This is a genomic window from Endobacter medicaginis (genome assembly GCF_014192375.1).
Classification (GTDB): domain Bacteria; phylum Pseudomonadota; class Alphaproteobacteria; order Acetobacterales; family Acetobacteraceae; genus Endobacter; species Endobacter medicaginis.
This window is the reverse complement of sequence record NZ_JACHXV010000004.1, coordinates 156,188-170,656: the sequence shown is the minus strand read 5'-3', so window position 1 is coordinate 170,656 and position 14,469 is coordinate 156,188. Positions and strand designations below refer to the sequence as shown.

9 protein-coding genes and 2 tRNA genes are annotated in these 14,469 nt (G+C 65.1%); 6 read left to right on the top strand and 5 right to left on the bottom strand.

From position 1 onward, the window contains the following. Positions 1–11 precede the first annotated feature (11 nt). The 6 genes from FHR90_RS06505 (at position 12) to FHR90_RS06480 (ending at position 6,549) form a co-directional block, all read left to right on the top strand. Positions 12–96: transfer RNA gene (locus FHR90_RS06505), tRNA-Leu, on the top strand. Between the two features lie 135 nt (positions 97–231). Then, positions 232–1,563, top strand: coding sequence for a trigger factor (tig, locus tag FHR90_RS06500; RefSeq protein WP_176622015.1), 1,332 nt, complete (start codon positions 232–234; stop codon positions 1,561–1,563). A gap of 210 nt (positions 1,564–1,773) precedes the next feature. Beyond that, positions 1,774–2,418, top strand: a complete 645-nt coding sequence (locus FHR90_RS06495; protein WP_176622014.1) for an ATP-dependent Clp protease proteolytic subunit — start codon at positions 1,774–1,776, stop codon at positions 2,416–2,418. Between the two features lie 167 nt (positions 2,419–2,585). Next, on the top strand, positions 2,586–3,842 hold the full coding sequence (gene clpX / locus FHR90_RS06490) for an ATP-dependent Clp protease ATP-binding subunit ClpX (RefSeq protein WP_176622013.1): 1,257 nt from the start codon (positions 2,586–2,588) through the stop codon (positions 3,840–3,842). Positions 3,843–3,965: 123 nt separating this feature from the next. Beyond that, complete coding sequence (gene lon / locus FHR90_RS06485) at positions 3,966–6,413, top strand: endopeptidase La (protein ID WP_176622012.1); 2,448 nt, start codon at positions 3,966–3,968, stop codon at positions 6,411–6,413. A 61-nt stretch (positions 6,414–6,474) separates the two neighbouring features. Then, a tRNA-Val gene (locus FHR90_RS06480) sits at positions 6,475–6,549 on the top strand. A gap of 69 nt (positions 6,550–6,618) precedes the next feature. Here the strand turns inward: FHR90_RS06480 and FHR90_RS06475 are convergent. The 5 genes from FHR90_RS06475 to FHR90_RS06455 all read right to left on the bottom strand — a co-directional run bounded on the left by FHR90_RS06475 (position 6,619) and on the right by FHR90_RS06455 (position 14,454). Continuing rightward, a complete protein-coding gene (locus FHR90_RS06475) occupies positions 6,619–8,946 on the bottom strand; it encodes a TonB-dependent receptor (RefSeq protein WP_246330075.1) in 2,328 nt (775 codons plus the stop codon). A gap of 146 nt (positions 8,947–9,092) precedes the next feature. Continuing rightward, positions 9,093–10,523 carry an amidase gene (locus FHR90_RS06470; protein ID WP_176622010.1) on the bottom strand — a complete coding sequence of 477 codons (1,431 nt, stop codon included), beginning with the start codon at positions 10,521–10,523 and terminating at the stop codon, positions 9,093–9,095. Between the two features lie 51 nt (positions 10,524–10,574). Continuing rightward, positions 10,575–11,879: an MFS transporter gene (locus FHR90_RS06465; protein WP_218061918.1), complete on the bottom strand. Its 1,305-nt coding sequence runs from the start codon at positions 11,877–11,879 to the stop codon at positions 10,575–10,577. Between the two features lie 133 nt (positions 11,880–12,012). Then, the gene (locus FHR90_RS06460; protein WP_256123755.1) at positions 12,013–12,924 is read right to left on the bottom strand and encodes a LysR family transcriptional regulator; all 912 of its coding nucleotides are present in this window, start codon (positions 12,922–12,924) and stop codon (positions 12,013–12,015) included. A gap of 120 nt (positions 12,925–13,044) precedes the next feature. Next, positions 13,045–14,454 (bottom strand): sugar porter family MFS transporter, encoded by a 1,410-nt coding sequence (locus FHR90_RS06455; protein WP_183274942.1) that lies wholly within the window; start codon positions 14,452–14,454, stop codon positions 13,045–13,047. Positions 14,455–14,469: the final 15 nt, after the last annotated feature.

Below are 14,469 nucleotides of genomic sequence, written 5' to 3'. Positions count from 1 at the left end.
CTGCGGCTGAAGCGGGCGTGGTGGAATTGGCAGACACGCCAGATTTAGGTTCTGGTGGCGCAAGCCGTGGGGGTTCAAGTCCCTCCGCCCGCACCAGACCAGGCGGGACGGGGCAGGGAGCGCCCACTCTCGTCAGACCCGCCGCTCCCGTCGATGCCCCGCAGCCCCGTCATCGCTTTTCGTGGCCCGATCGCCGGATGGGCCGATTTTTTGTAAGGGATTTCCCGACCAATGCAGGTCACCGAGACGCTCTCCGAGGGGCTCAAGCGCGGCTTCACCGTCACCGTGCCCGCCGATGCGCTGGAGAGCAAGCGCAGCGCGCGGCTGGTCGAGCTGGGAAAGACCATGAACATGCCGGGCTTCCGTCCCGGCAAGGTGCCGCTGTCGATCGTGCGCCAGCGCTACGGTGCGGCCGTCGAGGGCGAGGTGCTGGAGCAGACCGTCAACGACGCCACCCGCGAGGTGCTCGACGGGCGCGCCCTGCGCCCCGCCGGCCAGCCGCGCGTCGAACTGGTGCGCGGCGGTGACGGCAAGGGCGATCTGGAATTCTCGATTGCGCTCGACCTGCTGCCCGAGATCACCCTGCCTGACTTCTCCGAGCTTTCGCTGACCCGGCTGACCGCCGAGGTGGACGATGCCACGGTCGAGCGTGCGCTCACCGACATCGCCCGTCGCCAGCGCAGCTTCGAGACCATCGAGGAGGATCGCGGCGCCGAGAAGGGCGAGGTGCTGAACGTCGATTTCGTCGGCAAGATCGACGGCGAGGCCTTCGAGGGCGGCACCGCCAACGGCGTCGATGTCGAGGTCGAGGGTCCGGGCTTCATCCCCGGCTTCACCGAGCAGCTCGCCGGCCTGAAGAAGGGCGACACCCGCACCATCAATGTCAGCTTCCCGGCCGACTACACCGCCACCGAGCTGGCCGGGAAGGATGCGACCTTCGACATCACCGTCCATGATCTCAAGCGCCCGATCGACCCGGCACTCGACGATGCACTGGCCGAGAAGATCGGCTTCGAGAACATCGGTGAGATCCGCGAGGCGATCGCCGGTCAGGTGCGCGGCGAGTACGAGCAGATTTCGCGCATGCGCATCAAGCGCGAACTGCTCGACCAGCTCGCCGACAAGACCGATTTCGAAGCCCCTCCGGGCATGGTGGATGCCGAATTCGGCGCCATCTGGCAACGCGTCGAGGCCGACCGCAAGGCTGGCCAGCAGGACGCGGACGACCAGGGCAAGGACGAGGAGACGCTGAAGGCCGATTACCGCAAGATCGCCGAGCGTCGGGTGAAGCTGGGCCTGCTGCTAGCCGAAGCCGGCCGCGTCAACAACATCTCGGTGACCCAGGAGGAGCTGTTCGGGGCGATGCGCGCCGAGGCGATGCGCTACCCCGGTCAGGAACAGCAGGTGATCGAGTTCTTCTCCAAGAACCCGCAGGCCGCCGAATCGCTGCGGGGTCCGATCTTCGAGAACAAGGTGGTGGACTACGTCATCGAGCTGGCCAAGGTCGAGGACAAGACCGTCACGCCGGAAGAGCTGGCCGAGATGCCGCCCGCCGACCTCTGAGCCTATTGTGGCCTGCGCCATCTGACCACGCCGGACGCAATCCACGACGGGCACCCGGGTTCAGAAAAAAGGGGTCCGCCCGGCATGGCCGGCCGGGCCCTTTTCGTTCGGGGGTCTGGTGCGGGCGCCAAAGCGCGCTATCTTCCTTGGGACATGATCAAAGTTGGCGCCGTCCACCCGGATGGCAGGGTAATCGGGGGTTTGAGCGCTATGCGTGACCGTCATCCGGTCGAGGTCTACAACAACGCGCTGGTGCCGATGGTGGTCGAGCAGACCGCCCGGGGCGAGCGTGCTTTCGACATCTATTCGCGCCTGCTCCAGGAGCGCATCATCTTCCTGACCGGTCCGGTCTATGACGGGGTGGCTTCGCTGATCTCGGCCCAGCTGCTGTTCCTCGAGAGCACCAATCCGGGCAAGGACATCTCGTTCTACATCAACAGCCCCGGCGGCGTGGTCTCGGCCGGGCTCGCGATCTACGACACGATGCAGTATATCCGCTCGCCGGTCTCGACCGTCTGCATCGGCCAGGCGGCCTCGATGGGCTCGCTGCTGCTCGCCGCCGGCGAGAAGGGCAAGCGCTACATCCTGCCCAACGCGCGCGTGATGGTGCATCAGCCCTCGGGCGGTGCGCAGGGTCAGGCCAGCGACATCGAGATCCAGGCCCGCGAGATCCTCTACCTGCGCGGCCGGCTGAACGAGATCTACGAGCAGCATACCGGGCAGACCCTGGAGGCGATCGAGGCCAGGCTCGACCGCGACTCCTATCTCTCGGCGGAGGAGGCGGTCGGATTCGGCTTGGTCGACGAGGTGGTGCGCAAGCATCCGCGCGACGCGGAAGGCGCCGCGAAGGCCTGAATTGGGCTGTCACCGCGCGGTCGGGGCGATCGCGCGCTTGACATGGGACTGAAACAGGCCTGCCCTGTTTCATACAACGGGAGGGTTGTGCCCAGAACAAGGGGCATCACCTTCCAGGCGAGGACCGGGACCCGAAGCCAAGACGGGGTCCCGGGGCGGGAGTGGCAATGAGCAAGGCCGGCGATTCGAAGAACACCCTGTACTGCTCGTTCTGCGGCAAGTCGCAGCACGAGGTGCGCAAGCTCATCGCGGGGCCGACCGTGTTCATCTGCGACGAGTGCGTCGAGCTGTGCATGGACATCATCCGCGAGGAGCACAAGACGCATCTGGTCAAGTCGCGCGACGGGGTGCCGACTCCGAAGGAGATCTGCAAGGTCCTCGACGACTACGTGATCGGCCAGGGCCACGCCAAGAAGGTGCTCTCGGTCGCGGTGCACAACCATTACAAGCGGCTGGCGCACGGGGCGAAGAACAACGATATCGAGATCGCCAAATCCAACATCATGCTGATCGGGCCGACCGGCTCGGGCAAGACGCTGCTCGCGCAGACGCTGGCCCGGATCCTCGACGTGCCGTTCACCATGGCGGATGCGACCACGCTGACCGAGGCCGGCTATGTCGGCGAGGATGTCGAGAACATCATCCTCAAGCTGCTCCAGGCCGCCGACTACAATGTCGAGCGCGCCCAGCGCGGCATCGTCTATATCGACGAGGTCGACAAGATTTCGCGCAAGTCCGACAACCCCTCGATCACCCGCGACGTCAGCGGCGAGGGCGTTCAGCAGGCGCTGCTCAAGATCATGGAAGGCACCGTCGCCTCGGTGCCGCCGCAGGGCGGGCGCAAGCATCCGCAGCAGGAGTTCCTGCAGGTCGACACCACCAACATCCTCTTCATCTGCGGCGGTGCGTTCGCGGGCCTGGAGAAGATCATCGGTGCGCGCGGAAAAGGCTCGGCGATCGGCTTCGGTGCCGATGTGCGCGGCCCCGACGAGCGCCGCACGGGGCAGATCCTGCATGAGGTCGAGCCCGAGGATCTGCTCAAGTTCGGCCTGATCCCGGAGTTCATCGGCCGCCTGCCGGTGGTGGCCACCCTGGAGGATCTCGACGAGGCGGCGCTGATCCAGATCCTGACCAAGCCGAAGAACGCGCTGATCAAGCAGTATGCGCGGCTGTTCGAGATGGAGGGGGTGAAGCTCTCCTTCACCGAGGATGCGCTCAAGGCCGTCGCTGCCCGCGCCATCGCCCGCAAGACCGGCGCGCGCGGCCTGCGCTCGATCATGGAGGGCATCCTGCTCGGCACCATGTTCGACCTGCCGGGTCTGGAGAATGTCGACGAGGTGGTGATCAACCGTGAGGTCGCCGATGCCAAGGCGGCCCCGGTCTTCGTCTACGGCAAGGAGCAGAAGGCCGAGCAGTCGGCCTGATGCACGGATCATCCCTGCCCGGCGGGCCCATGCGGGACGCAGGCGGGCAGGACACAGACGGCGCTGCGCATGCCACGAACGGGTGCGGACGGGCCGGACTGTCCCATCGGAGGTCAATCGACAATGTCTGACGACGACAACACACAGGACAACGCGCCCGAGCCCAAGGTGGCGACGGGCGCCATCGACCGCGCCTCGATCGCGGTGCTGCCGCTGCGCGACATCGTGGTGTTCCCGCACATGATCGTGCCGCTGTTCGTCGGCCGCGAGAAATCGGTCCGGGCACTCGAGGCGGTGGCCCGTGAGGACAAGCAGATCCTGCTGGTGGCACAGCGCAATGCCGCCCAGGACGATCCCGGCGTCGAGGATATCTACGAGGTCGGCACGATCTCGACGATCCTGCAGATGCTCAAGCTGCCCGACGGCACGGTGAAGGTGCTGGTCGAGGGCGGCCAGCGCGCGCGCATCACCGAGTTTGTGGAGACCGAGGCGCATTTCGAGGCGAAGGTCGAGCCGATCGCCGAGGAGGCCGATGCCTCCGGCGAGGTCGAAGCACTCGCCCGTACCGTGGTCCAGCAGTTCGAGCAGTATATCAAGCTCAACAAGAAGATCGCGCCCGAGGTGCTGGTCTCGCTCAACCAGATCGAGGATGCCGGCAAGCTTGCCGACACCATCGCCTCGCATCTCAGCCTCAAGGTGGCGGAGAAGCAGGAGACGCTGGAGATCGGCCGCGTCTCCGAGCGTCTGGAGCGCGTGTTCGCTCACATGGAGTCGGAAATCGGCGTCATGCAGGTGGAGAAGCGCATCCGCAACCGCGTCAAGCGGCAGATGGAGAAGACGCAGCGCGAGTACTACCTCAACGAGCAGATGAAGGCGATCCAGAAGGAACTCGGCGAGGGCGAGGAAGGCCGCGACGAGACCGCCGAGATCGAGGAGAAGATCAAGAAGACGCGGCTGAGCCGCGAAGCCCGCGACAAGGCGATGGGCGAGCTCAAGAAGCTGCGCGGCATGAGCCCGATGAGCGCCGAGTCGACCGTCGTGCGCAACTACCTCGACTGGATCGTCTCGCTGCCGTGGAAGAAGCGCAGCAAGGTGCGCCACGACATCGCTGCCGCAGAGGCCGTGCTGGATGCCGACCATTACGGGCTGGAGAAGGTCAAGGAGCGCATCCTCGAATATCTTGCCGTGCAGGTGCGGGCCAACAAGCTCAAGGGGCCGATCCTGTGCCTGGTCGGGCCGCCCGGTGTCGGCAAGACCTCGCTCGGCAAGTCGATCGCGAAGGCGACGGGCCGCAATTTTGTGCGCATGTCGCTCGGCGGCGTGCGCGACGAGGCCGAGATCCGCGGCCATCGCCGCACCTATATCGGTTCGATGCCCGGCAAGATCATCCAGGGCATGAAGAAGGCCAAGACCTCCAACCCGCTGTTCCTGCTCGACGAGATCGACAAGCTGGGTGCGGACTGGCGCGGCGATCCGTCCTCGGCCCTGCTCGAGGTGCTCGATCCGGAGCAGAACGCCTCCTTCGCGGACCATTATCTGGAGGTGGATTACGACCTCTCCGACGTGATGTTCGTCACCACGGCCAACTCCCTGCACATGCCGCAGCCGCTGCTGGACCGCATGGAGATCATCCGCCTGTCGGGCTACACCGAGGATGAAAAGGTCGAGATCTCGCGTCGCCACCTGATCGCCAAGCAGGCCGAGGCCCACAGCCTCAAGCCCGGCGAGTGGGAGATCGACGACGAGGCCCTTCGCGAGCTGGTGCGTACCTACACCCGCGAGGCAGGCGTGCGTTCGCTCGAGCGCGAGCTGGCCCGGCTGGCACGCAAGGCGACCCGAGAGATCGTGTCCGGGCAAACCGAGACGGTGCGCGTCACCCTCGACAACCTCGAGAAATATGCCGGCGTGAAGAAATTCCGCTACGGCGAGGTCGAGGCGGAAGATCTGGTCGGTGTCGTCACCGGCCTGGCCTGGACCGAGGTGGGTGGCGAGATCCTGACCATCGAGAGCGTGGTGGTGCCCGGCAAGGGGCAGGTGAAGCAGACCGGCAAGCTCGGCGAGGTGATGCAGGAGAGTGTGTCGGCCGCGATGAGCTACGTGCGCTCGCGCTCGATCCATTTCGGCATCAAGCCGACCGTGTTCGAGAAGCGCGACGTCCATCTGCACGTGCCAGAGGGCGCGACGCCGAAGGACGGCCCGTCGGCCGGCATCGCGATGGCGACCTCGCTGGTGAGCGTGCTGACCGGCATTCCGGTCCGTCGTGATGTGGCGATGACCGGCGAGATCACCTTGCGTGGCCGGGTGCTGCCGATCGGCGGTCTGAAGGAGAAGCTGCTCGCGGCCCTGCGCGCCGGCATCAAGACGGTGTTCTTCCCCAAGGAGAACGAGAAGGACCTCGTCGAGATTCCCGACAACGTCAAAAGCGGTCTTACCCTGATTCCGGTGGCCCATGTCGACGAGGTTATCGCCCATGCACTGGTGCGTCCGCCGGAAGCCATCGAATGGGAGGAGCCGCCCGAGGTGGTGACCAACCCGGCCCCGGTTGCGGCCGGCGCCTCGCTGCCGCATTAGAGCGGGCAGGGTGCGATGACCGCCGGTAAAGCCGGCGGTCTGAATCGCTTCGCAACGGTTTGGGCGGTTAGCTCAGCGGTAGAGCGTCTCGTTTACACCGAGAGGGTCGGCGGTTCGAAACCGTCACCGCCCACCATCCCACGAGGCTCCTACGACACGGAACGGTGCAGCGAGCGGGCCCCTGGAACGAGGGGAATCCCCTCTGTCAGAAACTGACGCCGAACCGTCCGCCGATAAAACGAGGTGCTGCGGGAATGTAGTAGTAGGTCGTGGTGACCATGCCGGCGCTGATCTGGTAGTGTCGTTGCAAGATGTTCGAGGCATAGACCGTGAGCGACCAGCGGCCCGATGCTGGACGTAGGGTCGAATGGGCTCCCAGCAGGAAATATGCCGGCAGCAGAAACGGCCCGGAGCTGACGCCCGGGCTGAGAGCTTGCGCACCGCGATAGCTTCCATCGACGCCGTTGGCCCATTCGTAACGCCTGAACGGTTCGAACCGGTATTCAGCGGTGCCGTTAAGCGAGAGCTTCGGCAGGCCGGTATCGACCCCAGCGTAGTCTGTGTAGAAGGCTTGCCACGTCCCGTTATGCGCCTTGGCATAGGCCGCGACCGCCGTCGTATCGAGCGCCTGGTAGTTCTGATAGGTCGCGCGCTGGTAGCCCATGTTGCCGCTAAGAAAGACATGTTTGATCGGATGGAGCCCGGCGCTCAGTTCGATGCCCCAGACCTGCGATTTGGGAGCATTGAGAAACACGCCGATCGGCCCGTAGTTCGGCACCAGGAGCGAGGTCAGCACCTGCTGGTCGTGGTAGTCGTAGAAGAATGCGGCGCCGTTGAGCCGCAATACCTGGGAGATGATGTCGCTCTTGAAGCCCAGTTCGTAGGCCAGCAGTGTTTCCGGCTTGTAAGGCGCAAGCTGCTGTTGAATGACGGTATTGTTGGCAGTGAAACCGCCGGGTTTGAACCCCTTCGAGACCTTGAAATAGGTCATCGTCTTCGACGTGGGCTGCCACTGTATCCCCGCGACACCGCTGAACTGGTTTGCCGATGTCGCTTCGTTGTCGAAGTGAAGGTCGCTGACGCCGAACCGCCGCGTCCTCAGCCCCAGAAGCTGGCGGTCATCGGCCTCGTGCGTGATCCCGCCGAACAGCGTGACGTCATGTGCGAACCGATATGACGCGTGGGCGAACTGCGAAAACGTCTGCTGGTTCTGCCGGTAGGACGTTTCCGACAGATAGCCGCGCTGCGGCAGGTAGTTGGTGAAGTCGTAGAAGAACTGCTGCGCCATGCGAACCCGGTTGTAATAGGCGCCCACGCTCCACTGGAAGCGGGACTGCCGATCCGTATTCCGCAGGTCGATCTCCTGTGAGAACGAATTCGCAACCACATTGCGGTATTGGTCGCCGGTCGCATACTGGGTGGCGTCCTGATCGGTGTATTCGGCGATCCGCTCCGTTTCGAATGCGCTGATGGCGCTCAGCGTGACCGGGCCGAGCACGCGCGACGCCCTCAAATCCGAGCCCCAGAACGTGTTGTGCTCGGAGGGCTTGATGCCGGCCGGACGTCCCACGAGGGCTGCGAACTGTGGCCGCAGGTCCCACACCGCCTGTTCGAAACCCATCTTCGGTATCGTCCCGACCGGCTGGACATTGAGGAACGGCTTTCCAGTGACGACCTCCGAATTGTCCTGCACCCAGTGGCCGGTCAGCGTGATGTCGGTCTTGTCATCCGGCTGCCAGCGCAGCTTCGATCTCAGTGCGCCTTGGCTGGCGTCTCCAAGATGCGCGCCATCGAGTGGCCTCGTTTGCCACCCGCCGCCCTGCTGCGACTGTCCCGACAGTCGCCACGAAAGGGTCGGTGACAGCGGTCCGGAGAGAAAGAAGTTGCTCCGCGCGCGCGCGTAACTTGCGATGTCCTGCGAGACCCCGCCATGCCATTGCGGCGTCGGATCGGCGGTCTGGATGTTGATCTCGCCGCCGGTCTCGGACTGTCCGTGCTGGGTGCCCACCGGCCCCGGCACGACATCGACCGAGCCCAGGTCGAACAGCATGCCATTGCTCATCTGTGCGAGCGGGAAAGCCACGCCGTCGACGTAGGTCAGAACGGAAGGCATTGCGTTCTGAGTGTAGTCGTTCATGCCGATGCCGCGCACGAGGTAGTTGACCGTCGAGGTTCCGTTCATCGTCTGAATCGTCACGTTGGGAACGATCTGCTGCAGGTCGGTCGCCGCGACGACGTTGCGGTTGATGAGTTCCTCGGCGCTGATCCGGGTTGCGGAATCGGCGATGTGCTGCGCGCTGGAGAAGCGAAAGGCGTTGCGCGACGCGGTAACGTTGAGCGTCTCCTCCGCTGTCGCGATGCGGGTTCGGCGGCCCGTGCCGTGCGACGCTGGAGAGGCGGGGCGCATCTGTGCCGAGGCGTGAGCGACATCCGCCTTCGGGCCGGACCCTGTCGCCGCCCTTGCTGCAGGATCTGTCATGACCGTGCTGTCGAGCAGGACGCAGACGAGAGCGGCACCTTGTCGTGAGGACATGCGTTGTTTCCTAACTTGCGAAAACTCTTTCCGGTCTTGTGGATGTCGTGCGCGGCCGACCCCGATCCTGTCCCTCGCGCGTGGCTCGCTTCGCGATTTCATTGATCGGTGTGCGGTGGCGCGGCGCATGGAGGCCTTGCGGTCGATCAGGTCATCGCGGCCGATCGAATGACCTGTTGCGTGGGCCAGGCGCGCGGCTCGGGACGCAGCAGTTCCCAGGCACGCGACAGCCTCAGCACGCCGACGTCGTCGAACCGGCGGCCGGCGATCTGCAGGCCGATCGGCAGGCCGGCTTTCGTGTAGCCGCACGTGATCGAGGCCGCTGGCTGTCCCGAGACGTTGTGGACGGACGTGAACACGGTATCGCTCACGATTCCGATCTCAGGATCCGCACACCACAGTTCCGCGGCGAAAGCGGGTCCGGGCGACACCGGCGACAGCACGAAATCGAACCCGGCGCTCACCTGAGTCGTCCGCTGCTTCATGGCGAGAACACTGCGTTGCGCCCGATGGAGCGCCTTTGCGTCGATCTCGGGTTGCCGCGCGATCGCCTCGCGGATGATGGGATGGAGCTTTTGCTGCTGCTCCGGCCTGAGTTCCTCCAGATCGGCTGCCGCGCGGATATGCATGAAGGTGCTGAAACCCTGCCGCATCTCGTCTTCGACCCAGTTGTCGACTGGCACGATCGTCGCTCCCTGTGCCTCGAGAATTCTCGCAGCGCCGCTCACCGCAGCGACCACTTCCGGATCGACAGCAAGGTCGCTGCCAGCATCCAGCAGCAGTGCCAGCCGAAGACCCCTCAGGTCGGTGGGCGCGAGATCGCTCCAGGGCAGCGGCTGGTAAGGCAGGCTCATGTAGTCGCGCTCGTCCGGTAGGGACAGGACCTCCATCATCTTTGCTGCGTCGGCAACCTCGCGCGTGATCGGTCCGGTAACACGCAGGAAATACGGATTGAGATGCGGAACGCGCCCCCAGCTTGGCTTGAGACCGAAGACGCCGCAGAAGCCGGCGGGAATGCGGATGGAGCCGCCGATGTCGGTGCCGACATGCAGTGGTCCGTAGCCGGCCGCCGCGGCGGCGGCGGCTCCGGAGCTCGATCCGCCCGGGGTTCGGCTAAGGTCCCACGGGTTGCGTGTCAGTGCATGGAAGCTGGAGGGTGCGGCCGCCAGGAGACCGAAATCCGGCATCGTGGTCTTGGTCACCAGGATGGCGCCTGCTTCGCGAAGCCGTGCCATCGGCGGTGCATCGTCCTCGGCGGGGACGAGGTCGCTCGCCGCGCTGCCCAGCGGGACCGGAGTGCCCTTGCTGGCGACGTTCTCCTTGACCGTGACCGGGACGCCGTCCAGCGGGCCGAGCGAAGCGTTGCCGCGCCAGCGTGTCTCCGATGCCCGGGCCTCCGCCAGTGCCGCGTCGGCGCTGATCGCGTAGGTGGCATGCAGGGCAGGCTCGCATGCCTCGATCCGATCGAGCACCGAGCGGACGACGTCAACCGGCGAGAGGGAGCCGTCGCGATAGCGTTCGTGAAGATCGCGTGCGCTGAGGTCGGCCGGCGAACCGGTCGAGTCAATGTGATTCATTTCGGGTTCTCGATATTGCTTTGGGAAAACCGACGGTCGCGTCGTCGAGGCTTATTTCGCGTTTTCCGGTGGATAGAAGAGCACCGTTATCAGGCTGATGGTCGTGGCCGCGAGCAGGTACCAGGCCGGCGCCATGACGCTGTGGGTGACCGAGATCAACCAGGTGACGATCATCGGAGCGAACCCTCCGAAGACGGTGACACCGCAGCTATAGGAGATCGCCATTCCGGCCGCGCGGTGGCGACGCGGAAAGGCCTCGATCATCAGGGCCGTCCCCGCGCCGGAGCCCAGAGCGCCCAAGGCGAAGAACGCCGACATCGCCGGGAGAATCACGAGCATCGGCGATTTCGACACCAGCAGATGAAACAGCGGCAGGATCAGTACCATCTGTACCACGCCCAGTCCGAGCGGCAGGGACCGGCGCAGTTTGTGGCGATCGGCCAAGCGTCCGCCGAGCGGGCTGACGATCAGCATGGTGAGGCCGGCGATGCACGGCACGACAAACGCCAGGGTCTGAGAAAACCCGAGCGAACGCACCAGATAGACCGGCATGTAGTAGATCATGACGTACGAGGAGACCGTGCTGCCTGCCATCAGCAGGACCCCCTGGAGCAGGATCTTCCATTCAGCGGCGAAGATGTCGAACCAGTGCAGCGCAACGTCCGTGGCGGGCAGCGCCGTCTCGCGCAGCTTGGCGCGGATATACAGACCGACCGGACCGATCAGCAGCGCGATGAGAAAGGCGGTGCGCCATCCCCAGGCCTGCATGGCGGTCTCGGGCACGAGGGCGTGCAGCGAAAGCCCCACGAGGGCGCCGAACGCTGCGGCGGCGCCCTGGCTGGCCGCCTGCCAGCTTACCAGCTCGCAGCGCCGTCGACGGACAGTGCTTTCGAGCAGCCAGGTCGTGGCCGTTCCGATCTCGCCGCCCGAGGAGAAGCCCTGCAGCAGCCGTCCGACGACCACCAGCAGCGGCGCGGCGATGCCGATCTGCGCGTAGGACGGGGTGAATGCGATGGCCGCGGTTCCGATGAACATCAGGCCGATGGTCAATGTCAGGGCCGGCTTGCGGCCATGCCGGTCGGCGTAATGGCCGATGAGCACCGCCCCGAACGGCCGGATGAAAAATCCCACGCCGAACGTGGCCAGCGAGACGAGCAGCGATACGAGTTCGCTGCCCACCGGAAAGAATTCACGAGAAATGTAGATTGAAAAAAAGCTGTATACAGTAAAGTCATAGACTTCGAGCGCGTTTCCGGTCACTGCTGCCATGGTGCCGATTTTTGATGACTTTCCGAATTCCCCATGATGGAAAGCGTCAATTTGCATCTCGGTGACGTTAGTTGCGTGGCAAGCCATGTTGCTGCCTCTTCATTGTGCTTCCGTTGTGAACCTATCGTGACGGATGCGATGAGGCAGCGTAATTTTATTCAAGGGTATGAAAATTGATCCCGGCCGCGTGGAGGGCATGATCCGCCACTGGAACCGTTTCTCAGAGCGTGCTGGACCGCTCCGGGCTGGACAGGGTCTTGCGGAATGTCTCGTAGAGCCGCAGCACCGGCGCCGCAAAAACATGTCGATTACGTGCGATCAGCACCAGATCGCGTGACGGGAGTGTCTCGCGGACCCGGATCGGCACCAGTGACTGCAGGATCGTCTGATGGGTGAAGGACGCACCCGACAGAAGCATGATGCTGTCGGTATGCACGGCCAGCAGATGGGCGGTGACGGAAGCCGTACATTCCGTTACCCGCTGGGGAAACGGCAGTCCGAGCTCGGTGAACATTCGGTAGAACGGCGACGTCACGTCGTCCATCGAGTCCTGTGCCACCCATTCTTCGTCGAGCAGATCTCGTACGCTGTCGGCTCCGCGCAGCTTGTGAGCCTTGTGGCAGGTGACAAGGGTGGGGATCTGTCTGAGCAACACGCACTCGTCCGGGCGGCTGTTGATTGGCATCTGCGAACTGACGGCGAAATCGAGCGTGCCGTCGCGCAGCTCCTGCATCATCTGGCTGGGTCTCATCTCCAGAACCCGCAGACGGGTCTTCGGATTGTGGCGGCGGAACGCGATGATCGCGTCGCTGATCTCGCGCATGATCGACACGACGGGCGTGACACCGATGGTGGCGATGACGCGTCCGCCATCCTCGGTCTCGTGAAGGTCATCCTTGGCGCGTCTTACGCTCTCGCCGATGTGGCGGGCATGGATCACCAGACGATGCCCCTGTGCAGTAAGGCGGACGCCCCTGTTCGAGCGCTCGAAGAGCGCGATCCCCAGTGAGGCTTCCAGTTCCTTGATCGCCTTGCTCAGCGCGCCCTGCGTGATATGCAGCGTCTCGGCGGCGGCATTGAACGTCCCGGCGTCGGCCATTGCGACCAGCGCACGTAGGTGATGCAATTTCATCCGCCCCTCCCGCCTCCAGATATCGCTGGCGTTGCCTTGCGTCGGCCGACCACCGCAGATATCCCACGCTGACACCCGGTCCGTAAGCCTCCATCCGGCCGCGCTTGAGGGGTGGGATCGTCAGTGGCGCGCGAACCGTCCCTCGTTGAGGCTTGCCTCGATTTCCTCGAGCGAGCGCCCCTTGGTCTCCGGCACGGCCCGCCAGACGAACAGCCAGGCCGCCGCGTTGATGAGCGCGAACAGGCCGAACGCACCCGCCGTGCCCAGCTTCGCCACCAGGGTGAGCGTGGTGAGCGACACGATGAGGTCGAACAGCCAGTGGCTGAGTGCGACCATGCTCATTCCTTTGCCGCGGATCGCCAGCGGGAACACCTCCGCGCCGACCAGCCAGATCGCCACCGAGATCGAGCCGATGTTGAAGATCTCGTAGCCGAACAGCCCCGCCGCTGCCGTGTAGCGGGCCGCCCCCGTGGGATTGCCGCCGATGAACGACACGCTCAGCAGGACCAGGCTGATGGCGGCCACCGGCAGGAAGCGCAGCATCAGCGTCCGCCGTCCCCAGCGATCGACCACCGAAAGGCCGATGATGGTGGCGATCACGATCGTCACCCCGATCGCGAGCTGGGTGGCGAGTGCCGCGCCTGCACCGAACCCGGCCGAGGCGAGGATGGTGGGCGCGTAGTAGATCGTCGCGTTGGTGCCGGTGATCTGGCTGAACATCGCCACCCCCATGCCGGCGATCAGCGCGGGACGGATCTTCGGCGAGAACAGCAATGCCCATGAACCGTCCTCGCGCGGCTGCGCGAGGATCGCCTCCAGCTCGGCGGCGGCTTCGGCCTCACTGCCGCGCACATCGCGCAGGATGGCGAACGCCTCGGCCAGACGATCCTTGAGCACGAAGTAGCGTGGGCTTTCCGGCAGGAACGGCATCGAGGCGAGCAGGACCGCCGCAGGTACCACGCCGAGGGCGAACATCAGCCGCCAGTTGCCCGACCCGCCCAGCCACCAGCCGACGATGGTCGAGGCCAGGATGCCGCCGACGATGGCGAGCTGGAACAGCACCACCATCGAGCCCCGACGCGCGGCCGGGGCGAGCTCGGCGATATAGACCGGGATCACCTGCGTGACCGCGCCGACCGCGAGGCCCAGCAGCAGGCGCGAGGCGACCAGCGTGAGGGGCGATCCCGCATAGGCCGACGCGATCGAGCCGACCGCGAAGATGGTCGCCGACAGGATGATCCCCAGCCGCCGTCCGAGCCGGTCGGCTGCCGGGCCGGCCGCCAGGCAGCCGACCAGCGCGCCGGCGACGATGGCGGCGGTGACGATCTGCTTGACCGTGTCGTCGAGGGCGAAGGTGTCGCCGATGAAGAGCAGGGCGGCGGAGATGATGCCTGTGTCGTAGCCGAACAGCAGCCCGCCCAGGGCTGCGACGGCGGCGATCAGCGAGACCGGTACCGAGCGTCGGCGCGGCAGGCCTGCGGCTTGGGTCGCGGCATCCCGCACGCAGTTCGACAGGGTCGTATCCGGCATTTCCATCCCGCTGGT

What these genes read in the sequence shown, in the direction of transcription:
- FHR90_RS06475 (WP_246330075.1), bottom strand. Translation starts at nt 8,946, where the DNA reads ATGTCCTCACGACAAGGTGCCGCTCTCGTCTGCGTCCTGCTCGACAGC.
- lon (WP_176622012.1), top strand. Translation starts at nt 3,966, where the DNA reads ATGTCTGACGACGACAACACACAGGACAACGCGCCCGAGCCCAAGGTG.
- FHR90_RS06465 (WP_218061918.1), bottom strand. Translation starts at nt 11,879, where the DNA reads ATGGCTTGCCACGCAACTAACGTCACCGAGATGCAAATTGACGCTTTC.
- FHR90_RS06460 (WP_256123755.1), bottom strand. Translation starts at nt 12,924, where the DNA reads ATGAAATTGCATCACCTACGTGCGCTGGTCGCAATGGCCGACGCCGGG.
- FHR90_RS06455 (WP_183274942.1), bottom strand. Translation starts at nt 14,454, where the DNA reads ATGCCGGATACGACCCTGTCGAACTGCGTGCGGGATGCCGCGACCCAA.
- FHR90_RS06495 (WP_176622014.1), top strand. Translation starts at nt 1,774, where the DNA reads ATGCGTGACCGTCATCCGGTCGAGGTCTACAACAACGCGCTGGTGCCG.
- clpX (WP_176622013.1), top strand. Translation starts at nt 2,586, where the DNA reads ATGAGCAAGGCCGGCGATTCGAAGAACACCCTGTACTGCTCGTTCTGC.
- tig (WP_176622015.1), top strand. Translation starts at nt 232, where the DNA reads ATGCAGGTCACCGAGACGCTCTCCGAGGGGCTCAAGCGCGGCTTCACC.
- FHR90_RS06470 (WP_176622010.1), bottom strand. Translation starts at nt 10,523, where the DNA reads ATGAATCACATTGACTCGACCGGTTCGCCGGCCGACCTCAGCGCACGC.